This is a genomic window from Enterobacter sp. MGH 16 (genome assembly GCF_000493175.1).
Taxonomy (GTDB): domain Bacteria; phylum Pseudomonadota; class Gammaproteobacteria; order Enterobacterales; family Enterobacteriaceae; genus Enterobacter; species Enterobacter roggenkampii.
This window is the reverse complement of the sequence record NZ_KI535695.1, coordinates 361,177-383,298: the sequence shown is the minus strand read 5'-3', so window position 1 is coordinate 383,298 and position 22,122 is coordinate 361,177. Positions and strand designations below refer to the sequence as shown.

Annotated in this window: 24 protein-coding genes; 15 read left to right on the top strand and 9 right to left on the bottom strand. The window is 53.3% G+C overall.

Going from position 1 to position 22,122, the window contains the following annotated elements; all coding sequences use genetic code 11:
- Positions 1-15: 15 nt before the first annotated feature.
- The 6 genes from rlpA (at position 16) to lipA (ending at position 6,003) form a co-directional block, all read left to right on the top strand.
- Positions 16-1,128: an endolytic peptidoglycan transglycosylase RlpA gene (rlpA, locus tag L362_RS20885; protein WP_023343583.1), complete on the top strand. Its 1,113-nt coding sequence runs from the start codon at positions 16-18 to the stop codon at positions 1,126-1,128.
- 139 nt (positions 1,129-1,267) lie between these two features.
- The gene (dacA, locus tag L362_RS20890; RefSeq protein ID WP_008501035.1) at positions 1,268-2,479 is read left to right on the top strand and encodes a D-alanyl-D-alanine carboxypeptidase DacA; all 1,212 of its coding nucleotides are present in this window, start codon (positions 1,268-1,270) and stop codon (positions 2,477-2,479) included.
- 106 nt (positions 2,480-2,585) lie between these two features.
- Positions 2,586-2,849 carry a DUF493 family protein YbeD gene (gene ybeD, locus L362_RS20895; RefSeq protein ID WP_003858718.1) on the top strand — a complete coding sequence of 88 codons (264 nt, stop codon included), beginning with the start codon at positions 2,586-2,588 and terminating at the stop codon, positions 2,847-2,849.
- Between the two features lie 94 nt (positions 2,850-2,943).
- The gene (gene lipB, locus L362_RS20900; protein ID WP_008501034.1) at positions 2,944-3,585 is read left to right on the top strand and encodes a lipoyl(octanoyl) transferase LipB; all 642 of its coding nucleotides are present in this window, start codon (positions 2,944-2,946) and stop codon (positions 3,583-3,585) included.
- 291 nt (positions 3,586-3,876) lie between these two features.
- Positions 3,877-4,830 carry a YbeF family transcriptional regulator gene (locus L362_RS20905; protein WP_021242582.1) on the top strand — a complete coding sequence of 318 codons (954 nt, stop codon included), beginning with the start codon at positions 3,877-3,879 and terminating at the stop codon, positions 4,828-4,830.
- A 207-nt stretch (positions 4,831-5,037) separates the two neighbouring features.
- Positions 5,038-6,003: a lipoyl synthase gene (gene lipA / locus L362_RS20910; protein ID WP_008501032.1), complete on the top strand. Its 966-nt coding sequence runs from the start codon at positions 5,038-5,040 to the stop codon at positions 6,001-6,003.
- An 81-nt stretch (positions 6,004-6,084) separates the two neighbouring features.
- Here lipA and tatE read toward each other — a convergent pair whose 3' ends face one another.
- A complete protein-coding gene (tatE, locus tag L362_RS20915) occupies positions 6,085-6,288 on the bottom strand; it encodes a twin-arginine translocase subunit TatE (RefSeq protein ID WP_008501031.1) in 204 nt (67 codons plus the stop codon).
- A 125-nt stretch (positions 6,289-6,413) separates the two neighbouring features.
- Positions 6,414-7,202, bottom strand: coding sequence for a deaminated glutathione amidase (locus L362_RS20920; protein WP_023343582.1), 789 nt, complete (start codon positions 7,200-7,202; stop codon positions 6,414-6,416).
- Between the two features lie 67 nt (positions 7,203-7,269).
- On the opposite strand from L362_RS20920, the gene crcB reads away from it, so the two are divergent.
- Entirely contained in the window at positions 7,270-7,653 is a 384-nt protein-coding gene (crcB, locus tag L362_RS20925; RefSeq protein ID WP_008501029.1) for a fluoride efflux transporter CrcB, read from the top strand.
- Between the two features lie 219 nt (positions 7,654-7,872).
- Here crcB and cspE read toward each other — a convergent pair whose 3' ends face one another.
- Together cspE and pagP are read right to left on the bottom strand one after the other, a co-directional pair.
- Positions 7,873-8,082, bottom strand: coding sequence for a transcription antiterminator/RNA stability regulator CspE (cspE, locus tag L362_RS20930; protein ID WP_002439184.1), 210 nt, complete (start codon positions 8,080-8,082; stop codon positions 7,873-7,875).
- A gap of 190 nt (positions 8,083-8,272) precedes the next feature.
- A complete protein-coding gene (pagP, locus tag L362_RS20935; protein WP_008501026.1) occupies positions 8,273-8,890 on the bottom strand; it encodes a lipid IV(A) palmitoyltransferase PagP in 618 nt (205 codons plus the stop codon).
- A 394-nt stretch (positions 8,891-9,284) separates the two neighbouring features.
- Here pagP and dcuC point away from each other — a divergent pair, with 394 nt between their 5' ends.
- Both dcuC and rna read left to right on the top strand, forming a co-directional pair.
- Positions 9,285-10,652, top strand: coding sequence for an anaerobic C4-dicarboxylate transporter DcuC (gene dcuC / locus L362_RS20940; protein WP_023343581.1), 1,368 nt, complete (start codon positions 9,285-9,287; stop codon positions 10,650-10,652).
- Positions 10,653-10,746: 94 nt separating this feature from the next.
- Positions 10,747-11,556, top strand: a complete 810-nt coding sequence (gene rna, locus L362_RS20945; RefSeq protein WP_008501023.1) for a ribonuclease I — start codon at positions 10,747-10,749, stop codon at positions 11,554-11,556.
- On the opposite strand, the gene L362_RS20950 is transcribed toward rna, so the two are convergent.
- Positions 11,550-12,167 carry a flavin reductase family protein gene (locus tag L362_RS20950; RefSeq protein WP_008501022.1) on the bottom strand — a complete coding sequence of 206 codons (618 nt, stop codon included), beginning with the start codon at positions 12,165-12,167 and terminating at the stop codon, positions 11,550-11,552. The two genes, rna and L362_RS20950, sit on opposite strands and share 7 nt — an antisense overlap.
- A 246-nt stretch (positions 12,168-12,413) precedes the next feature.
- On the opposite strand from L362_RS20950, the gene rnk reads away from it, so the two are divergent.
- The gene (rnk, locus tag L362_RS20955) at positions 12,414-12,824 is read left to right on the top strand and encodes a nucleoside diphosphate kinase regulator (RefSeq protein ID WP_008501021.1); all 411 of its coding nucleotides are present in this window, start codon (positions 12,414-12,416) and stop codon (positions 12,822-12,824) included.
- 139 nt (positions 12,825-12,963) lie between these two features.
- Positions 12,964-13,053, top strand: a complete 90-nt coding sequence (gene yldA / locus L362_RS25035) for a small membrane protein YldA (protein ID WP_008501020.1) — start codon at positions 12,964-12,966, stop codon at positions 13,051-13,053.
- Positions 13,054-13,063: 10 nt separating this feature from the next.
- On the opposite strand, the gene L362_RS20960 is transcribed toward yldA, so the two are convergent.
- Positions 13,064-14,302, bottom strand: coding sequence for a zinc-dependent alcohol dehydrogenase (locus tag L362_RS20960; protein ID WP_023343580.1), 1,239 nt, complete (start codon positions 14,300-14,302; stop codon positions 13,064-13,066).
- Positions 14,303-14,482: 180 nt separating this feature from the next.
- On the opposite strand from L362_RS20960, the gene uspG reads away from it, so the two are divergent.
- Positions 14,483-14,911, top strand: coding sequence for a universal stress protein UspG (gene uspG, locus L362_RS20965; RefSeq protein ID WP_008501017.1), 429 nt, complete (start codon positions 14,483-14,485; stop codon positions 14,909-14,911).
- A gap of 61 nt (positions 14,912-14,972) precedes the next feature.
- On the opposite strand, the gene ahpF is transcribed toward uspG, so the two are convergent.
- Together ahpF and ahpC are read right to left on the bottom strand one after the other, a co-directional pair.
- On the bottom strand, positions 14,973-16,538 hold the full coding sequence (gene ahpF / locus L362_RS20970) for an alkyl hydroperoxide reductase subunit F (protein WP_023343579.1): 1,566 nt from the start codon (positions 16,536-16,538) through the stop codon (positions 14,973-14,975).
- 187 nt (positions 16,539-16,725) lie between these two features.
- Positions 16,726-17,289 carry an alkyl hydroperoxide reductase subunit C gene (ahpC, locus tag L362_RS20975; RefSeq protein WP_008501015.1) on the bottom strand — a complete coding sequence of 188 codons (564 nt, stop codon included), beginning with the start codon at positions 17,287-17,289 and terminating at the stop codon, positions 16,726-16,728.
- A 675-nt stretch (positions 17,290-17,964) separates the two neighbouring features.
- Between ahpC and L362_RS20980 the strand changes: the two genes are divergently transcribed.
- The 3 genes from L362_RS20980 to L362_RS20990 all read left to right on the top strand — a co-directional run bounded on the left by L362_RS20980 (position 17,965) and on the right by L362_RS20990 (position 20,856).
- Positions 17,965-18,864: a DNA-binding transcriptional repressor CitR gene (locus L362_RS20980; protein ID WP_023343578.1), complete on the top strand. Its 900-nt coding sequence runs from the start codon at positions 17,965-17,967 to the stop codon at positions 18,862-18,864.
- A 157-nt stretch (positions 18,865-19,021) separates the two neighbouring features.
- Positions 19,022-20,245: a phosphoadenosine phosphosulfate reductase gene (locus L362_RS20985; RefSeq protein ID WP_021242593.1), complete on the top strand. Its 1,224-nt coding sequence runs from the start codon at positions 19,022-19,024 to the stop codon at positions 20,243-20,245.
- Complete coding sequence (locus L362_RS20990) at positions 20,230-20,856, top strand: IbrB-like domain-containing protein (protein WP_023343577.1); 627 nt, start codon at positions 20,230-20,232, stop codon at positions 20,854-20,856. The genes L362_RS20985 and L362_RS20990 overlap by 16 nt, the downstream gene beginning before the upstream one ends.
- On the opposite strand, the gene L362_RS20995 is transcribed toward L362_RS20990, so the two are convergent.
- Positions 20,857-22,017 carry a pyridoxal phosphate-dependent aminotransferase gene (locus tag L362_RS20995; protein ID WP_023343576.1) on the bottom strand — a complete coding sequence of 387 codons (1,161 nt, stop codon included), beginning with the start codon at positions 22,015-22,017 and terminating at the stop codon, positions 20,857-20,859.
- Positions 22,018-22,122 lie beyond the last annotated feature (105 nt).

The following is a 22,122-nucleotide window of genomic DNA, read 5'->3' as shown; positions in this document are numbered from 1 at the left end:
AATAAGGGGATCGGAATGCGTAAGCAGTGGCTGGGGATCTGCATTGCGGCAAGTTTACTTGCGGCCTGTACTAGTGATGATGGTCAGCAACAGGCAACCGTCGCGCCGCCGCAGCCTGCGGTGTGTAATGGCCCGATCGTAGAAATCAGCGGTGCCGATCCCGTTTATGAACCGCTGAATGCTAGTGCCAATCAGGATTACGAGCGCGACGGCAAAAGCTATAAAATTGTTCAGGATCCTTCCCGTTTCAGCCAGGCGGGCTTTGCCGCCATTTATGATGCCGAGCCAGGCAGTAACCTGACGGCCTCCGGAGAGACGTTCGACCCCATGCAGCTGACGGCGGCACATCCGACGCTGCCGATCCCGAGCTATGCTCGTATCACCAACCTGGCAAACGGCCGCATGATCGTCGTGCGTATCAACGACCGCGGCCCGTACGGAAATGACCGGGTGATCTCCCTGTCGCGCGCGTCTGCCGATCGCCTGAATACCTCGAACAACACCAAAGTCCGTATTGACCCGATTATCGTGGCGCAGGATGGCTCCCTCTCCGGGCCAGGTACCGCGTGTACGACGGTGGCGAAACAGACCTATGCCCTGCCCGACCGCCCCAATCTTGACGGTGGAATGGGCAGCGTCTCTTCTCCGGCCGAGCCTGCTCAGCCGGGGGGAGAAATACGCCCAATCAGCAACGACACGCTGCAAAGCGACGATTCAACGGGCGCACCGGTAAAGAGTAGCGGCTTTCTTGGCGCACCGACGACCTTAGCCTCGGGCGTGCTGGAAGGCAGTGAGCCTCCTCCAGCCCCCGCTCCCGTTGCTGCACCAGCGACCCAGTCGGCTCCCGTAACGGCGCCCGCGGCCACGCAAAGTGCTGCGGTGGCGGCTCCAACAGCGGCCAGCGGCAGCTATGTGGTTCAGGTCGGTGCTGTGAGCGATCAGGCCCGGGCTAAACAGTATCAGCAGCGTCTGAGCCAGCAGTTTGGCGTACCAGGACGCGTTGAGCAGAACGGTGCGGTCTGGCGCATTCAGATGGGGCCGTTTGGCAGCAAATCGCAGGCAGCCTCCCTGCAGCAGCGTCTGCAGAATGAAGCTCAGCTTCAGTCATTTATCGCTGTTGCGAAATAATTAACCGGCGGTATCCGAATTGTCAGTTTGTGTAAAACACATTCACAAACTCATGCTTAAAGTCGGATGCCTGCCTGAATAGCATTTGCTATAGTAAGGCACTTTTTTTAATTCCATCACGGATGTCGTAGTTCTGACCATGAAGACCACTTTTTCTGCTCGTTTTGTGCAGCGCATGGCGCTGACCACGGCCCTTTGCGCGGCTGCGCTCTCTGCAGCTCACGCCGATGACCTGAATATCAAGACCATGATCCCTGGCGTTCCGCAAATCGACGCGGAATCCTACATCCTGATCGATTACAACTCTGGCAAAGTGCTGGCAGAACAGAATGCCGATGCCCGCCGTGACCCGGCCAGCCTGACCAAAATGATGACCAGCTACGTTATCGGCCAGGCGATGAAAGCAGGTAAATTCAAAGAAACGGATCTGGTCACCATCGGTAACGATGCGTGGGCAACCGGGAACCCGGTCTTTAAGGGTTCCTCTCTGATGTTCCTGAAACCGGGTATGCAGGTTCCTGTTTCCCAGCTGATTCGCGGTATCAACCTGCAGTCGGGTAACGATGCCTGCGTAGCGATGGCCGATTTCGCCGCCGGTAGCCAGGATGCCTTCGTAGGCCTGATGAACAGCTACGTGAACGCGCTGGGTCTGAAAAACAGCCATTTCCAGACCGTACACGGCCTGGACGCAGACGGTCAGTACAGCTCGGCACGTGACATGGCGTTGATTGGTCAGGCGCTGATCCGCGATGTTCCTAATGAGTACTCTATCTATAAAGAGAAAGAGTTCACCTTCAACGGTATTCGTCAGACCAACCGTAACGGCCTGCTGTGGGATAACAGCCTGAACGTTGACGGCATCAAAACGGGTCACACTGACAAAGCGGGCTACAACCTGGTCGCCTCCGCCACTGAAGGCCAGATGCGTCTGATCTCTGCCGTGATGGGTGGCCGTACCTTTAAAGGCCGTGAGACAGAAAGCAAGAAGCTGCTGACCTGGGGCTTCCGTTTCTTCGAAACCGTGAATCCACTGAAAGCAGGCAAAGAGTTTGCGTCTGAACCCGTCTGGTTCGGCGACAACGACCGTGCTTCTCTCGGCGTTGATAAAGACCTCTACCTGACCATTCCGCGCGGTCGTATGAAGGATCTGAAAGCCAGCTACGTCCTGAACAGCACCGAGCTGCACGCCCCGCTGCAGAAAAATCAGGTCGTGGGCACGATCAACTTCCAGCTGGATGGCAAAACGATCGATCAGCGCCCGCTGGTGGTCCTGCAAGAAATTCCTGAAGGCAATTTCTTCGGCAAAATCATTGATTATATTAAATTGATGTTCCACCACTGGTTTGGTTAAAAATCGAACACTTGAAAGTGTGATTTTGATCCCCATATACTAAGTATCCTGATAACTCCCACCTGACGTGGGAGTTATTATTTTTTGACGTTACGCCGGAGCTGACATGAAAACCAAACTTAACGAACTGCTTGAATTCCCTACCCCATTTACCTACAAAGTAATGGGTCTGGCGAAACCTGAGCTGGTTGATCAGGTGGTTGAAGTGGTACAGCGCCATGCGCCGGGTGACTACTCTCCGTCAGTAAAACCAAGCAGCAAGGGCAACTACCACTCGGTTTCTATTACCATCACTGCGACACACATTGAGCAGGTTGAGACGCTGTACGAAGAGCTCGGCAATATCGAAATCGTTCGTATGGTGCTGTAGTCCCTTTGCGGTTACCCGGTTTGCCGGGTAACCCCTCTCCCCGCTGTGATATACTCCCGCATACCTTTTGTCCCTCGTCTTCGGAGACGCAGTTTTGTATCAGGATAAAATTCTGGTCCGTCACCTCGGGCTGCAACCTTACGAGCCTGTCTCCCAGGCTATGCATGACTTCACCGATTCACGCGATGACACTACCCCCGATGAGATCTGGCTGGTCGAACACCTGCCGGTCTTTACGCAGGGTCAGGCGGGAAAAGCAGAACATTTATTAATGACGGGCGATATTCCGGTTATCCAGAGCGATCGCGGCGGTCAGGTCACGTACCATGGTCCCGGGCAGCAGGTAATGTACGTCCTGCTCAATCTGAAGCGCAGAAAGCTCGGCGTGCGTGAACTGGTTACCTTACTGGAACAGACAGTCGTCAATACGCTGGCGGAATACGGGATTGACGCGCATCCGCGGGCCGATGCGCCTGGGGTCTACGTTGGGGAAATGAAGATTTGCTCTCTGGGGCTGCGTATTCGTAAAGGCTGCTCATTCCATGGCCTGGCCTTGAATATTAATATGGATCTCGCGCCTTTCCAGCGCATAAACCCCTGCGGCTACGCCGGCATGGAAATGACGCAAATGCGCCAGTGGGTAGAAACCGCTACGCCAGACACGATTCGTCCCGTGCTGTTAAAAAACGTGTTAGCACTACTTAACAATCCCCCGCACGAATATATCCCTGCTTAATATATCGTACAACAGGGCTCGCTAATTTGACGGGCCACTGTCTATTTACCGTTTTTGCACTTTACAATAATCCATAGATTCTATATTTTCGAAGCGCCCGAATATTACCGCTACATATTATTTAGCCTCCAGCATGCACGGCAAACACGGCATAAGTAACGTGAGCAATTATCACACAAGTGTTTGCTTTTGATAAACAAATGAAACAAAACCAACACTTTACGAATCTCTACAAGCATAATAAATAAATTCAACTATCATTCATATTGTGAATGTATACGGAGTGAAAGCGTGGAGTATAATAATTTACCAGCCAAACGACTGAATGAACCTGGTGGCGAAGACAAGCCGCAAATTTTTCGGACTTTACGTAATATTGATCTCAATTTACTGACTATTTTTGAGGCAGTATATGTCCATAAGGGTATCGTTAACGCTGCGAAAATTCTTAATCTCACGCCATCAGCAATTAGCCAGTCCATCCAAAAGCTACGCGCTATATTTCCTGACCCGTTATTTATCCGTAAGGGCCAGGGGGTAACGCCGACGGCCTACGCCACGCATCTTCATGAGTACATCAGCCAGGGGCTGGAGTCGATTCTGGGCGCGCTGGATTTAACCGGGAGCTACGATAAGCAGAGAACCATCACCATCGGCTGTTCCCCTTCGGTGGGTGTGCTGGTCATGCCTGCGATCTTCCAGGCCGTAAAAGAGCATGCTCCGCAGCTCCTGCTTCGCAATGTGCCTCTCCATGAGCCTGACGTTCAGCTTGCCCAGTTCCAGACGGACCTGATTATTGAAAGCGGCAGCTTCAGTGCCAGAGCGCTGGGGCAAAATGTGCTCTATGCGGATAACCTGGTACTGGTTTGCCGTCAGCAGCATCCTGCCCTCAGCGAGCCGCTGACCATCGAAAACCTGCGCAACTACGACCACTCGTCTTTCATGACCGAAGGGCAGTCCAACCATGGCCTTCGTCAGCGTATTGATGAAATTTTCCCGGAACGTCAGATCAGCTTCAGCAGTTACAATATGTTCACCACCGCATCCCTGATAGGCAGCAGCGATATGCTGTGCATCATGCCATCGCGCCTGTACAGCCTGCTCCGGAAATGCTGGCCGCTGGACAGTATCCCCCTCAGCCAGCTTAATGCGGAATCTATTGAAATTTCACTGCATTACAACAAGCTGAGCTTGCGCGATCCGGTTCTGGAAAACGTCATCCGCATTATCCGTCAGGCCTTCTGACAGATTGAGCCAGCATAAGCCCCTGCGGCAGGCAGGGCAAAAGGCACAAAACAACAACTATTTTACAAATTGGCGATCTGGCAGGCTGCTTTAACGACCGTTTCAATGATATACTGCCTGTCGTTCGTTCAAAAATAGTTGATAAATACAACATTCCCTTGAATTGAAACGCTTTCCTTCGATATTCGCAACTGGAACACGCACGCTATGAGTAAACCCATTGTGATGGAACGCGGTGTTAAATACCGCGATGCCGATAAAATGGCCCTTATCCCGGTTAAAAACGTGGCTACAGAGCGCGAGGCGCTGTTAAGAAAACCGGAATGGATGAAAATCAAACTTCCGGCCGACTCTTCGCGTATCCAGGGGATCAAAGCGGCGATGCGCAAGAATGGCCTTCACTCCGTTTGTGAAGAAGCCTCTTGTCCGAACCTTGCTGAATGTTTCAATCACGGTACCGCGACGTTTATGATTCTGGGTGCTATCTGTACCCGCCGCTGCCCGTTCTGCGATGTTGCTCATGGCCGTCCGGTCGCACCTGATGCTAACGAACCCCAGAAGCTGGCGCAGACCATCGCCGACATGGCGCTGCGTTACGTGGTTATCACGTCCGTTGACCGTGACGATCTGCGCGACGGCGGAGCGCAGCACTTCGCTGACTGTATTACGGCCATTCGCGAGAAAAGCCCAAACATCAAAATCGAGACGCTGGTGCCAGACTTCCGCGGCCGTATGGACCGCGCGCTGGATATCCTGACCGCGACGCCGCCAGATGTATTTAACCACAACCTGGAAAACGTACCGCGTCTCTATCGTCAGGTCCGCCCGGGCGCTGACTATAACTGGTCTCTGAAACTGCTGGAACGCTTCAAAGAAGCGCATCCGCATATTCCGACCAAGTCAGGTCTGATGGTAGGTCTGGGTGAAACTAACGATGAAATCATCGAGGTGATGCGCGATCTTCGCCGCCACGGTGTAACCATGCTGACTCTGGGCCAGTATCTGCAGCCAAGCCGTCACCACCTGCCGGTACAGCGCTACGTGAGCCCGGACGAGTTTGATGAAATGAAGGCCGAAGCGCTGGCGATGGGCTTTACTCACGCCGCATGCGGCCCGTTTGTTCGCTCCTCCTACCATGCAGATATGCAGGCAAAAGGCGAAGAAGTTAAATAATGCTGTAATATTCATTTACAGTAATACAAAAAAACCGGCCTCATGAGCCGGTTTTTTTTCGCAAGCCCTCAGGCGTTGCCGTCACTCTTTGTGAGAAAGCTTGTCTGCCGGGACGTCATCCTCAGCGCTTTTCTTCGCGGCTGTATCATCGTCGTTCATTGCTTTCTTAAAGCCTTTGATGGCAGCCCCCAGGTCACCACCCAGCGTGCGTAACTTCTTGGTACCAAACAGCAGGACGACCAGTGCGGCAACCACCAGCAGTTTGGTAATACTAATCTCACCCATAGATACCTTCTTTACTTAAAACAGGCTGCATTCAGCGCCAAAACCTGACTGTATTAACGGTCATTTAGCGCGTGCACACAATAGCAATCTGTAACAAGGTGAATCAAGCATTGTTGAAAAAAACATCACAATAATTGCGGTGGCGCAAACCGACGATTGCGAAGAACAGGTAATTGCTGACGTGCAAGCGCAATTCTGTCTATGTTTATCTCTGCCACCAGCAAATCCGGGGCTTCCGCTGCGGCGGCAATCGTCACACCCAGCGGATCGACCACCCTGCTTTGCCCGATGTTCTTCGTTCCGCATTCTCCTGCAGCAACGACATAGCAGGTGGTATCCAGCGCGCGTGCCGCCAGCAGCGTTGCCCAGTGATGTTCTTTTAACGGCCCTTTAACCCACGCGGCAGGCAGAACCAGCACGTCCGCCCCCTGTAGCGCCAGATGGAGTGCCAGCTCCGGAAAACGCAGGTCATAGCAGGTCATCAGCCCAACCTTCAATCCGTCAATCTCCAGCAGCGGCGGAACACGGTCTCCTGGGTCGACGCGCCGTGATTCCTGAATGCTGAAGGCATCATAAAGATGGAGCTTGGCGTAACGTGCGACTATGGCTCCGCCGCGAATCGCCACCAGCGTATTCACCGCCCGACCCGGCGTAGAGGGAACATGGACTGTTAAGATCGTCGTCATCGTATTGACCACGCTCTGGGCGAGCAATTGCTGTAAAAATTCACCGTCCAGCGGCTGCGCGGACTTCACGGATAAATCCGGGTCATTATCATCCCTGGCCAGCAGCGCCTCAGGAAGCACCAGCAGCGACGCGCCTTTCTGTTGGGCCTGCATCATCAGATTGACGCATTTTATCGCGTTAGCCTGCCAGTCAGGCGTGACCGCAAATTGCCCTACCGCAACATACATATTTGTCCCCTCATCATAAACGGCGTTAAACTCGCTTCTCTTACACATCAAATAGCAGGTATTTAGCGTGTTACAACTACTTTTAGCCGTTTTTATTGGTGGGGGAACGGGTAGCGTTGCGCGATGGTTTCTCAGTATGCGGTTTAACCCCCTGCATCAGGCGATTCCCATGGGGACGCTGGCAGCAAACCTGATAGGTGCCTTTATTATTGGCATGGGGCTGGCCTGGTTTAACCGAATGACACACATTGACCCAATGTGGAAAGTCCTGATTACCACCGGATTCTGCGGCGGATTAACCACCTTCTCAACCTTTTCTGCGGAAACGGTTTTTCTCTTTCAGGAAGGCCGTATCGGCTGGGCGCTGATGAATATGGCGATCAATATGCTCGGCTCCTTTGCGATGACGGGGATCGCATTTTGGCTATTTTCTTCCGCAAGCGCGCATTAACAGCCGAACCGTTAATGTTGGCTTAATTTTTCTCTGTCACTCTGGATGCAGTAATGAACGAGGGTGACAGAATGAAACAGAGTCTGATGAGCGCAGGCATGGTGTTGTTAAGCGTGCTGATCGTGGCCAGCTTCCTGAAAATGTATCTGCTTGGCTGATTCAAAACGAAAAAAACCCGCTCAGTGAGCGGGTTTTGAAATTCTTGCTGACGCGTCTGGATTACAGAGCGATTACGTTAGCAGCAGAAGGGCCTTTGGCACCGTTAGTGATTTCGAACTCTACACGCTGACCTTCAGCCAGAGTTTTGAAACCATTAGACTGGATTGCAGAGAAGTGTACGAACACGTCTTTGCTGCCATCTTCAGGAGTAATGAAACCGAATCCTTTGGACTCATTAAACCACTTAACGTTACCTTTAATCTTAGACATCAAAATTACCTTTACATTAAAAAACGACACAAATGCTGTGTCGGTTACCAGTACATCAATTGTGAGACCTTTTGTCCAGCGGATCTTTGATAAAAAGTGACTAAAGTCGCGTTAATTTTCACTGGCAGATTTTTATCGTTTATGAATCAACGGCTGCGCGTTTTATCACCAACAGGTAAAGTTTTTTCAGTTAAAACTGAAAACGCATCCAGGCGAAGTAAACGTTACCGTTGTTGTACGTGCCCGGGATGTAGGTCATCTGGAACGTTGCGGGGCCGTAACCGATAGAGGCCAACGGCAGCAGCACCGGGATCGGAATGTAGTTCCAGTTGTCACGTGCGGTGACCCCCGCGGTATAGCCCAACCCGACATGGAAGTTCTCGTCGGCTAGCGGGCGCCAGGTTTTCTCCCAGCCGTAGCCCCCAATCGGCTCCCATTTATTAAAGGAGTCTTTAAAGGCCATCAGATAGATGCCATGCCAGTTTCCCTTATCATCCCAGCGCGACTGACCGAAACCAGCGCCCCACGGACGCTCGTTATATTTATCGGTTTTCTCTTTGTCGTAAGCAAAACGCGCATGCCACGTTATTGCCGGAACATAGAGATCATAATGTTCGGGCGCCGTCCAGGTCTGAGAGACATTATCCGTAAAGGTTGAGAACCACCCTTTATCCGTCGCGTTGTCCTCTGCCTGTGCAACAGAAGAAAACGTTAACTGCCCAAAAATAAACAATAAAATTGAGAAAAATGTATTACGTACGATCACAATGCAATTACCATTCTTAGTATTCGAGGCAAAGTTTACCATAAAGTAGTTGAATCAAGGCTTAACGACATCAGCGTTATTCCTAATTATTAGGCCTTTTTCCGGGAATATTCTCAATAAACTGGACCGCAAGTTTTAATAAGCACATTCAGAGTGAGCCTTTAACCTGTTTAGCCTTGTATATCAGCAACATGCTGAATTACACAAAATATTAACAATCTGTTATCATTGTAAGGACATATTGCGCTATTTCTGACGGTCAAGACTCTCATGGCGTAAATGTAAGAGCCATGGCAAAAACACGGTTGTTCTGCTCTCTAGTCGTCTGTTTATTGATTTTAATCAGCAAGAACAGGCCATTTATTCGGCACATTTTCATCCTTCTTATTTTTATTGATTTTTTGTGCTCCATTGCAGCAGAGATACAGGGGAAATCATGCTTACGTTATTCGAACTCCTTATTGGGGTCGTCGTCATTGTCGGTGTCGCACGCTACATCATTAAAGGCTATTCGGCCACGGGCGTATTATTTGTTGGCGGTTTAACGCTGCTGATTATCAGCGCCATAATGGGACATCAGGTATTACCTGCCAGTGCAACCAGTACGGGTTACACCGCCACTGATATTGTTGAATACATTAAGATATTACTTATGAGCCGCGGCGGCGACCTGGGTATGATGATCATGATGCTGTGCGGTTTTGCCGCCTACATGACCCATATCGGTGCCAACGACATGGTCGTTAAGCTTGCCTCAAAACCGCTGCAGTACATCAACTCACCCTATCTGCTGATGGTCGCCGCCTATTTTCTCGCCTGCCTGATGTCGCTGGCTGTGTCGTCGGCAACCGGACTTGGCGTGCTGCTCATGGCCACGCTGTTCCCGGTCATGGTGAACGTCGGTATCAGCCGCGGCGCGGCAGCAGCCATTTGCGCGTCTCCGGCAGCCATTATTCTCTCCCCGACCTCCGGCGACGTTGTGCTGGCGGCAAAGGCTGCGGAGATGTCGCTCATCGACTTCGCCTTTAAAACCACGCTGCCAATCTCTATTGTCGCCATTGTGGGAATGGGAATCGCGCATTTCTTCTGGCAGCGCTATCTGGACAAGAAAGAAAACATCAGCCACGAGATGATGGATGTGAGTGAGATCACCACCACCGCACCCGCGTTTTATGCCATTCTGCCCTTCACGCCGATTATCGGAGTGCTGATTTTTGACGGCAAATGGGGCCCGCAGCTGCACATCATCACCATTCTGGTGATCTGCATGCTGCTGGCTGCCGTGCTGGAGTTTGTGCGCGGTTTCAACACGCAAAAGGTGTTCTCTGGTCTGGAAGTCGCCTATCGCGGTATGGCGGATGCCTTCGCTGGCGTGGTGATGCTGCTGGTGGCAGCGGGCGTTTTTGCTCAGGGTCTGAGCACCATCGGCTTTATCCAGAGCCTGATCTCTATCGCCACCTCGTTCGGCTCGGCCAGTATTATCCTGATGCTGGTCCTGGTGGTACTCACCATGCTGGCGGCCATGACCACCGGTTCCGGCAATGCGCCTTTCTACGCTTTCGTGGAGATGATCCCGAAACTGGCCCACTCCTCCGGTATTAACCCGGCCTATCTCTCCATTCCTATGCTGCAGGCGTCAAACCTGGGCCGTACCATTTCCCCGGTATCGGGCGTGGTCGTCGCCGTTGCCGGGATGGCAAAAATCTCGCCATTTGAAGTGGTAAAACGCACCTCAGTGCCCGTTATGGTTGGGCTGATTATCGTGATTATCGCCACGGAAGTGCTGGTGCCCAGCGCAGCCTAAGCTAAATTCCTGATATCCAGAAAGCGCCTGCGGGCGCTTTTTGTGCTTTAATAACCCCCAGAAATCAATCACGCTCATTCGATCAGGAAATCATATGTTCAGGAAGGATATCGTTATCCCGTCTGGGGCAATCGCGCTTGCCCTCTGTGTTTTCTCCACGCAGGCAGAACCGCTCAAGGCAACCCAGTATGGCGATTTCGATCGCTATGTGCTGGCTCTGTCCTGGCAAACCGGGTTTTGCCAGAGCATGGTCGAGCGCAACCGCAATGAACCTGACGAATGTCGCCTGCAAAAAGAGCGCGAAAATAAAGCCGATTTTCTGACCGTTCACGGGCTATGGCCCGGCCTGCCGAAATCCATTGCCGCACGCGGGGTGGATGAACGTCGCTGGATGCGTTTTGGCTGCGCCACGCGCCCCATTCCGAACATGCCGGAAGTGAAGGCCAGCCGCAAATGCGATGCCGCCGAAACCGGACTGTCGCTTTCCGCTGCCGCTAAGCTCAACGACGTGATGCCGGGTGCGGGCGGTAATTCCTGCCTGGAACGCTACGAATACGCCAAACATGGCGTCTGCTTTGGTTTCGATCCGGATGCCTATTTCGGCACGATGGTGCGGATGAATCAGGAAGTTAAAAACAGTGCGGTCGGTAAATTCCTTGCCAATAACTACGGAAAACCCGTCAATCGCAGCGACTTTGACAGTGCCGTAGCCAAAAGCTGGGGCAAGGAGAACGTCAGAGCGTTCAAGCTGACCTGCAACGGCAATCCGGCTTATCTGACCGAGATGCAGATTTCGCTGAAGGCTGACGCCATTAACAACCCGCTTTCTGCGGCCTCATTTGCCCCGCAGCCACATCCGGGTAACTGCGGAAAACAATTCGTGATTGATAAAGCCGGTTACTGATCCGCGCCCGGGCGCACCATATCAAACCGGTTTTCATCGCTGATGCCATAGTATGCCGTCGGCCCACCCGCACGCAGGATGGGCTGCGCTTTCGCCGTCTGGTATATCCCCTCTTCCAGCAGCGTTTCGGCAATATGGATACCGACCACTTCCCCCAGCACCAGCCACGTGTCCACCGGCGTACCGTCGGCCCCCGTCAATTGAATGCACTGGGACAGTCGACACTCAAAATTCACCGGGCTTTCTGCAACGCGGGGGGCGTTAACCAGCTGGCTGGCCGCTGGCGTGAGCCCGGCAAAGCTAAATTCATCCCGATCGTGGGGAAGCATCGCGGAGGTTTGATTCATCGCCTGCGCGAGATCGCGCGTTGCCAGGTTCCAGACAAATTCCCCGGTTTCCGTAATATTACGCACGCTGTCCTTCCAGCCGTTGCTGGAAAAGCCGATGATCGGCGGGCGGTAGTTAAAGCAGTTGAAGAAACTGTACGGTGCAAGGTTAAGCTGACCGGCCTTGTCGCAAGAGGAGATCCAGCCTATCGGACGTGGACCAATAATGGCGTTCAGCGGGTCATGCGGCAGGCCGTGCCCCTGAGACGGTTGATAGAAGTACATAATTCTCTCTCGTTGATGGGCAACGCCCGGGTTCAGGACACTCAGCGTAACGTATTCCGCCAGGAATGAAGACTGAATAAATTTCAGCGAAAATTCATATGGTCCATGAATGTGACTTTCATCACTTCAAACTTGCGCGCTCAGCCAGTATCATCGGGAGAGTTAAACCCTCGCTGCCAGACGGCGAGGGTTTTCTTTTGGATCAGTTTCTGCGTTAGACGCAGCATTAACGACATGGAGTAAAAAATGTCCAGACCTACCATTATCATCAATGAGCTCGACGCAGAACGTATCGACAGGCTGCTGGAAAAAGCGGAGTTCGCCTCGCTCCCCGTGGCCGACGCCCTGAATGAGGAGCTCGACCGGGCACAGATGTGCACGCCTGAGACGATGCCGCATGACGTGGTCACCATGAACAGCCAGGTGAAATTCCGCAACCTGACCACCGGTGAAGAGTTGACCCGTACGCTGGTATACCCGGCTCAGATGACCGACAGCAGCACACAGCTTTCTGTTCTGGCCCCTGTGGGTGCCGCACTGCTGGGACTGCGTACGGGGGATACGATCCACTGGGAATTACCGGGTGGAGCCTCGACCCATCTGGAAGTGCTGGAGCTGCTCTACCAGCCAGAAGCCGCGGGCGATTACCTGCGTTAATCTCTTCTGAATAAGCGCCTACCCGCTTTGCACAGAGGATGCAGCCGCATCCTCTTTCCGCAAATTCACCCAATTTTCCTATACCGCGCAAAATGGCCTTAATCCACGCTTAACCTGTTTTGGTGCCGCGGGGACGGTCATGAGTGAGATAGGCGTTATCACACTTATCTTTCTGATTTTTGTGGCGATTATCGTCACGGCCGTGCTCTATCTTGAACGCCACTGGTAAGCGAATATTCTCAGGCAACCCCGCCCGGGAAGGCATTCACCAGCCCTTTAACGGTCTGCTCTGCGGCTTCGGGGGTCTCTGCGCCCGGGACCAGAATCACCTTCCGGCACTCCTCCTCCCGTTTTTCGAAAATCTTATAGGCGCGTTCCGCATCCGCAAGGGGGAGATAATGGGTCACGATCTCTTCCGGCGTAAGCAGCCCTTTTTCGATCAGCGGTAACAGTTCACCCAGCCAGGCATGGACGTGCGTCTGGCCCATCTTAAACGTCAGCCCCTTATCAAAGGCATCGCCAAACAGGAAGCCATGGATAAACCCTGCGTATACGCCGGGTACGCTGACCACCCCGCCGCGACGCACGGCAGCAATGCACTGACGCAACGCTTTGCCGCTGCTGCCTTCGATTTTAAGATTGCTGAGGATCGTTTCCGTGGTGCTGCCTTTCGCTTCAAACCCGACTGCATCAATCACGGCGTCAACGCCGCGCTGGCCCGCGGTCTGCTGGATGATTTTTTCCGCCGCGTCGTTGTCATCATCGAAGTTGATGGGGATAGCGCCATAGCGCGCCTCGGCAAATCGCAACCGGTAGGGATGGTGATCGATAACAAAGATCTGCTCAGCCCCCAGCAGCCGCGCACAGGCAATGGTCAGTAGTCCCACCGGCCCGGCGCCGAAAACGGCTACGCTTGAGCCTTTTTCAATCTGCGCATTTTTCGCCGCCTGCCAGGCCGTGGGTAAAATGTCGGACAGGAACAGCGCTTTATCATCAGAAAGAAGCTGCGGGACTTTAAACGGCCCGACGTTACCCTTCGGCACGCGAACGTATTCCGCCTGCCCGCCCGGCACGCCGCCGTAGAGGTGGCTGTAGCCAAACAGCGCCGCAGGCGCGGGAATTTGCTTTTTGTTCAGTGCAGCACCCTGCCCGGCGTTGGTATTCTCACAGGCCGCGTACTGCTGGAGGCGACAGAAGAAACAGTCCCCGCAGGCGATAACAAAGGGGATTACCACGCGATCGCCCTTTTGCAAATTCTTCACCTCTGCGCCGCACTCGACGATTTCCCCCATAAACTCATGGCCAAAAATATCGCCGTGCTGCACCTTTGGGATCTTTCCGCGGTAGAGATGCAAATCGGAGCCGCAGATAGCCGTGGCCGTGACGCGCAGAATAATATCGTCGGGCTGTTCGATGATGGGGTCGGGGACATTCTCGACGCGAACATGGTGTGGACCGTGATACGTAAGTGCTTTCATGCGACCTCCGAAAGGTTCCGGGTAAGTGTATAAGGGTAGCTACCCCTGAAGGTCTGCCTGTGAATACGGGTCTTTTGAGATTTATCCTGGCAAGATAAGAAAACTGACGGAGCGCTTACAGAAACCATGACTATTTTGTGGTTGAATGAGTACAGCGTTTATAAACAAGGAGAAACGGGTATGTATCAGAGAATCATTATGCCGGTTGATGTTTTTGAAATGGAGCTGAGCGACAAGGCCGTACGCCACGCGGAGTTTCTGGCGCAGCAGGACGGTGTCATCCATCTGCTACACGTGCTGCCAGGCTCCGCCAGCCTGAGCCTGCACCGCTTTGCCGCCGATGTGCGTCGCTTCGAGGAACATTTGCAGCACGAGGCGGAAAATCGCCTGCAAACCATGGTCAGCCACTTCAGCATCGACCCTTCACGGATCAAAACACACGTCAGATTCGGCAGCGTACGCGATGCGGTCAATGAGCTGGCGACCGAACTGAAGGCAGACGTGGTGGTTATCGGTTCGCGTAACCCGTCCATTACCACGCATCTGCTGGGCTCTAACGCCTCCAGCGTCATCCGCCACACCCATATACCGGTGATGGTCGTTAGATAAAAAAAAGAGGCCACCTTTCGGTGGCCTCTCGCTATTGCAGGTGTAGCCTTACTTTCTTTTCTTATGCGGTTTTGGTGCGGATCAGGTAGTCAAACGCGCTCAGAGACGCCTTCGCCCCTTCACCCGTGGCGATAATGATCTGTTTGTACGGCACGGTGGTGCAGTCGCCCGCCGCAAACACGCCCTTCACGCTGGTTTCACACTTCGCATCAATGATGATTTCGCCCATGCGGTTGCGCTCAATCGCCCCTTCCAGCCAGGTGGTATTTGGCAGCAGACCAATCTGCACGAAGATCCCTGAAAGCTGCACGCTGTGCACGTCGCCGCTCACGCGGTCGCGGTATTCCAGACCGGTGACCTTGCTGCCGTCGCCCTTCACTTCCGTGGTCTGCGCGTTCAGTATGATGTCGACGTTTTTCAGGCTGCGCACTTTATCCTGCAGAACCTGGTCGGCCTTCATGTCTGGCGCGAACTCCAGCAGGGTTACGTGTTCAACAATCCCCGCCAGGTCGATCGCCGCTTCCACGCCGGAGTTTCCGCCGCCGATCACCGCCACGCGCTTACCTTTAAACAGCGGGCCGTCGCAGTGCGGGCAGTAGGTCACGCCTTTGGTGCGATACTGATCTTCGCCCGGCACGTTCATGTTGCGCCATTTCGCGCCGGTGGCAATGATGATGCTGCGCGCTTTCAGCACCGCGCCGGAGGCAGTTTCAATCTGGTGTAAACCACCCTCAACCGCAGCAGGTACCAGCCTGCTGGCGCTCTGGCTGTCGATCACATCCACGTCGTAATCGCTGACGTGCGCCTTCAGCGCACCGGCCAGCTTCTGGCCTTCGGTTTTCGGCACGGAGATATAGTTTTCAATGTCCACGGTATCCAGTACCTGGCCACCGAAGCGTTCGCCCATCAGGCCGGTACGGATCCCTTTACGCGCGGAGTACACTGCCGCCGCCGCACCCGCAGGGCCGGAACCGACAATCAGCACGTCGTAAGCCTCGCGTTTGTTCAGCGCTTCTGCGGCACGTTTTTCGGCACCGGTATCCACTTTGGCGACGATTTCCGTCAGCGTCATACGGCCCTGGCCGAATTCCTGACCGTTCAGATACACCGCCGGAACGCCCATCACGTTGCGATCGGTGATTTCATTCTGGAAGGTACCGCCATCAATTGCCGTGTGTTTGATGCGCGGGTTGAGGACCGACATCAGGTTCAGCGCCTGCACCACGTCAGGACAGTTGTGGCAGGAGAGCGAGTAGTAGGTTTCAAACTCAAAATCACCGTCGATATCGCGGATCTGCTCCAGCAGCGCCTGCGCCTCTTTCGACGGATGACCGCCGGTCCACAGCAGCGCCAGCACCAGCGAGGTAAATTCATGCCCCAGCGGCGAGCCGGCAAAACGCGGCCCCAGCTCAGAGCCTGGGTTAGTGATCAGGAAAGACGGCTTACGGACGTTAAGCGAGTTATCCTCTTTGAAGGTCACTTTTGGTGACAGTTCAGCGATCTCTGCCAGCAGTTCCTTGATCTCTGCCGATTTCGCGCTGTCGTCCAGCGTGGCAATCAGCTCAACGGGTTTGGTCAGTTTCTCAAGGTAGGCCTTGAGCTGGGTTTTCATCGTGGTGTCGAGCATGGTTCTTCCCTCTCTTAAAACGTCATCATGCAAGCTGCCTTATACGGGCGGCCTGAATGCAACTTGCATCATGGTGCTGGAATGAAATGGGCGCGGGTGCGCCCATTGATTGCCGGGTGGCACGTCGTTTACCCGGCCTACGATACTGTAGGCCTGTGCAAGCGCAGCGCCGCCAGGCTTTACAGACTTAGATCTTGCCGACCAGGTCTAAAGATGGCGCCAGCGTTGCTTCGCCTTCTTTCCATTTAGCCGGGCACACTTCGCCTGGGTGAGAAGCGACATACTGCGCTGCTTTTACTTTACGCAGCAGGTCAGACGCATCACGGCCGATACCTTCAGCGGTAACTTCGATAGCCTGGATAATGCCCTGCGGGTCAACAACGAAGGTCGCACGGTCAGCCAGGCCTTCATCTTCACGCATGTTGTCGAAGTTACGGGTCAGGGCGCCAGTCGGGTCACCGATCATCGCGTATTTGATTTTGGCGATGGTTTCAGAGCTGCTGTGCCATGCTTTGTGGGTGAAGTGGGTATCGGTAGACACAGAGTAAACGTCTACGCCCAGCTTCTGCAGTTCGTCGTAATGGTCAGCCACGTCGCCCAGTTCGGTCGGGCAAACGAAGGTGAAGTCAGCCGGATAGAAGAAGAAGACGCTCCAGCGACCTTCGGTATCTTTCTCGGTTACTTCGATGAACTCACCGTTTTTGAACGCCTGGTTTTTGAAAGGTTTAATTTTAGTGTTAATCAAAGACATCTGTACTTCCTCCGTGTTTTCGTTGAGATGTAAGGTAACCAACTTTATCCATCGGGGCTAATGCGTATGCTTTATCAAATCAATCAGCCAAACCTTACAACACCAACAAGACAACCTTGTGAACGGAACTAACGGAAAGCCTGAACGTAAAAAGGCCGCCCTGGTGGGCGGCCCTGATACCTGAACTTTCCACAGGAACTTTCAGTGCCAGCCTGGGCTGGCGTTGCGTTGCGCTCTACATACCTTATTTCAGGCCGTAACAGCGGTTTGATTACAGCACCGGTTTTCAGTTTGGGCAATCCGTCACGCCGGCATTCCGCCCTATGGCTGTGATAGGTTTTACCGAATAGCCTTCGCGTCTGCCTGACTCAAGGAGAGGCTTAATAATGAGAATGAGTTGCAATAAGTGGTCTGCCTGGTTGCCAGAACGAAAGTGACAATAATGAGTCACAGCGAATGTATAACCAATAATGGTTATTTGAGAACAACGCCGCAAGTTTTAAAGATAAAAATATCTTAATAACGGCTGAAGTTCTATTTCAATAATCCAGCCTCGTGATATATTAAGCTCGTATTTAAAACAAATTAAGTAGGTTAATCACAAGGATTGTAAATGATTAACTTCGAACTATAGTTATCAGTAATGTGATGACAACAACACACTCAGGATGATCTATGGCAAATCTTTACGACCTTAAAAAATTCGATCTTAATCTGTTAGTCATTTTTGAGTGCATTTATCAGCACCTTAGCATTAGCAAGGCAGCGGAAACACTCTATATCACGCCCTCAGCAGTGAGCCAGTCCCTGCAACGCCTGCGCGCGCAACTGAATGACCCGCTTTTTATTCGTTCGGGTAAAGGCATTACCCCGACGACGGTGGGGATCAATTTGCATCACCATCTGGAAGAAAACCTTAATAGCATTGAGCAAACCATTAATATCCTGAATAACGCGCAGATCAAAAAGAGCTTTGTCATCTACTGCCCGCAGATTGTGGCCCATGGGCGCTTCAGCGGCCTGCTAAGCTCTCTGCTTGCCGAGGGGAATTACGACATAGAACATAATGATGTGGTCTTATCCCCTGAGTCAGCCGAGGATTTGCTCGCCTACCGCAAGGCCGATCTGGTGTTTAGCTTTGCTCCGGTTAACAGTCGCTCTATCGTCTGTACCCGCTTTATGAAGTTTTCAATACAGGTGGCGTGCAGCAAAGATCACCCCCGCCTCGGCGATAGCGCAACGCTCGAGGAACTCAGCCAGGAAAAATTCACGCTGATGCGCAGTCAGGAGAATGGCATAAAAGAGTTCCAGCTGCAGTCAAACATTCTCCTTCCGGAACGCAATGTCTGTTTCCGCAGTGACTCACTGCTTTCGATTATGAATATTATTGGCGTGAGTGATTTAATAGGCTTTGTACCAACAATATTGTTTGAACGATATAAAGACCATCTCAACCTGAAGAGCATTTCCTTGCCTTTTGAGACTCCGCAATTAGATGTTTATATGCTTTACAATCGCTCAGCGCTAAACAGCAGCGTGTTTTCGCAATTCATTGAAAAAATCGAAGCAGAATAATTTTCGATATTTCCTGAGGGCTTTTTAATTACATTTTGGCAACAAATTCGATAATGGAAGATCTTATTATTCCGGTTTCTCCTTAATATCTTTACTATTCATGGTTAATCAGCGTAAATAAAAGCCCCCGACAGTCATACTCAGGAAGAGATTGAACATGTCACTGTATAAATATCCCCTGCAGCTTAACGTGCTGGAGGCCGCGCAGGAGCGCATCGGCTGGACGTTCGCCACCTTTTCCCGCATCTGCGTCTCCTTCTCCGGCGGCAAAGACTCCACCGTCATGCTGCATCTCACCGCGCAAATGGCCCGGGCGCAAAAACGAAAAATCAGCGTGCTTTTTATTGACTGGGAAGCACAGTTCTCCTGCACCATTGAGCACGTTAATGCGCTGCGCGAAGGCTACCGGGACGTCATCGAGCACTTTTACTGGGTGGCGCTTCCGCTAACCACGCAAAATTCCCTCTCACAGTATCAGCCTGAATGGCAATGCTGGGCGCCGGACGTGCGCTGGGTGCGCCAGCCACCGGAAGGCGCCATCACCGCTGCGGATTATTTTGATTTTTACCAGACGGGAATGACCTTTGAAGCCTTTGTCCGCTCGTTTTCCGACTGGTTTGCCCTGCACCGTCCGGCAGCCATGCTGGTGGGCATTCGCGCCGATGAATCCTATAACCGATTTTTGACCATCGCCAACAACCGCAAGCATCGCTTCGCGGACGATAAGCCCTGGACAACCACCGCGCCCGGCGGGCACGCGTGGTACGTCTATCCTCTTTACGACTGGAAAACCGCAGACATCTGGACATGGTTTGCAAAATCCGGAAGCAGCTATAACCCGCTCTACAACCTCATGTTTCAGGCGGGCGTCCCGCCGCGCTATATGCGCATCTGCGAGCCGTTCGGCCCGGAACAGCGCCAGGGACTGTGGCTCTATCACGTTCTCGAGCCCGAGCGCTGGGCCGCCATGTGCGAGCGCGTCAGCGGCGTGCGCAGCGGCGGCTTCTACGCCGGGCAGGACAACCACTTTTATGGCCACCGGAAAATCCTCAAACCCGATCACCTCGGCTGGCGCGACTACGCCATGCTCCTGCTGAACAGCATGCCGCAAAACACGGCTGAGCATTACCGCAATAAAATCGCGATCTATCTGCACTGGTATCAGAAGAGAGGCATGCCGGATATCCCCGAGACGCAGGACGGCGATATCGGCGCCAAAGACATCCCCTCATGGCGCCGTATTTGTAAGGTATTACTTAATAATGACTACTGGTGCAGGGCGCTGTCGTTCAGCCCGAATAAACCTAAACATTATCAGCGCTACAGCGAACGAGTGAAGGCGAAGCGCAAGGAGTGGGGCATTTTATGCGACAAAGAATAATTACCGAGATCGAAACGTACCTTCAGTCACTTTGCGAGGAGGATCGGATTACTGCCATCAATGCCTTTCGCGAAGCGATCCATAAAAACAGCCCTTTTCGCGAGCAACCGATAGACTGCGTTCTCTGGATCAAACAGGACGCGATTATCGCTAACGACTACAACCCCAATAACGTTGCCCCTCCGGAAAAACGGCTGCTCAGCAAGTCGCTCGAACTCGATGGATTCACCCAACCTATTGTTGTGACGGAAAGTGAAGCCCATCACTACGAAATTGTGGATGGCTTTCATCGCCACGAAATCGGCAAAAATCGGGCGGCGTTGAAGCGTCAGCTCAGAGGATATCTCCCCGTCACCTGCCTGCGCCAGCACCGGCAGAATAAACATGACCGTATGGCCGCCACGATTCGCCACAATCGGGCGCGGGGTCGGCATCAGATCAACGCCATGTCAGATATCGTGCGCGAACTGGCACAGCTCGGCTGGAATGATGAGCGAATAGGCAAAGAGCTGGGCATGGACAGCGATGAGGTGCTGCGCCTCAAGCAAATCAACGGTCTGCTGGAGCTGTTTGCAGACCGCCGTTACTCAGAAGCGTGGACGGTGAAATAATCAGAGCGTGTTCAAACGCTCCGCCGCCGCCAGCAGCGTCGATTCCTGCTTCGCAAAGCACAGGCGGATCAGCTTGTGCGGGAAGGGATCGGCGCAGAACACCGACAATGGAATGGCGGCCACGCCGACCTCTTTCGTCAGCCACTGGCAAAAGCTGACGTCGTCCAGTTCGGAAATCGCGCTGTAGTCGGCGAGCAGGAAATAGGTTCCTTCAGACGGCAAAATTTCCAGGCGGCTTTGGCTCAGCGCCGCCACAAACAGATCCCGACGTTCACGATAGAAGTGCGGCAGCTCGCGGTAATGCGCGGGTTCCGCGCGCAGCATATCCGCCAGCGCCAGCTGAGCCGGCGTGTTCACGGCAAACGTCAGGTACTGATGCACTTTGCGCAGCTCAGCGCTGATGGCCGCCGGGGCCACGCAGTACCCTACCTTCCAGCCGGTCATATGGTAGGTCTTACCAAACGAAGAGACGGCGATAGCACGCTCGCGAAGCTGCGGATGGGCCAGCACGCTGGCATGCCCTTCCTCAGCAAAGCAGATGTGCTCGTAGACTTCATCGCTCAGGACGTAAATTTCCCGTTCGGCGATAGCCTGCCACAGCGCGGCAAAATCGGCTTTTTGCCACACCGTCGCCGACGGGTTATGCGGCGTATTCAGGATCACCAGACGGGTTTTGTCACTCAGCAGCGCAGCAAACGCCTGCCAGTCAGGGCGGAAATGCGGCGGCTGGAGCGCCACGCGTTTCACCACGCCGCCGGAGAGTTCAACCGCAGGCGCATAGCTGTCGTAGCTCGGATCAAAGCAGATGACTTCATCCCCCGCGCGCACCAGTGCGGTGATGGCCGCGTACAGCGCTTCGGTCGCCCCTGCCGTCACCGTGATATCACTGTTCGCATCGGGCTTATGGCCATACAGCTCCGCCGTTTTGTCGGCAATCGCTTCCCGCAGCGCCTGCACGCCCGTCATCGGCGCATACTGATTCGCCCCCTGCGCCACGTGATACGCCAGACGCGCCTGCAGATAAGCCGGGCCGTCGAAATCCGGGAACCCCTGAGAAAGGTTAATGGCGTTGTGCTGCTGCGCCAGGGCGCTCATCTGCGTAAAGATGGTGGTACCGAGGTTGGGAAGTTTACTTTGCGGAATCAAGGCGTTAATGCTCATTGTGTTGTGCCTGCTTGTAATACTTATGTTGCTGCCACTATAACACGATGTTAGTCTTTGGCAATCAAGACGCTTAGACGTCTATACCCTAAATAATTCGAGTTG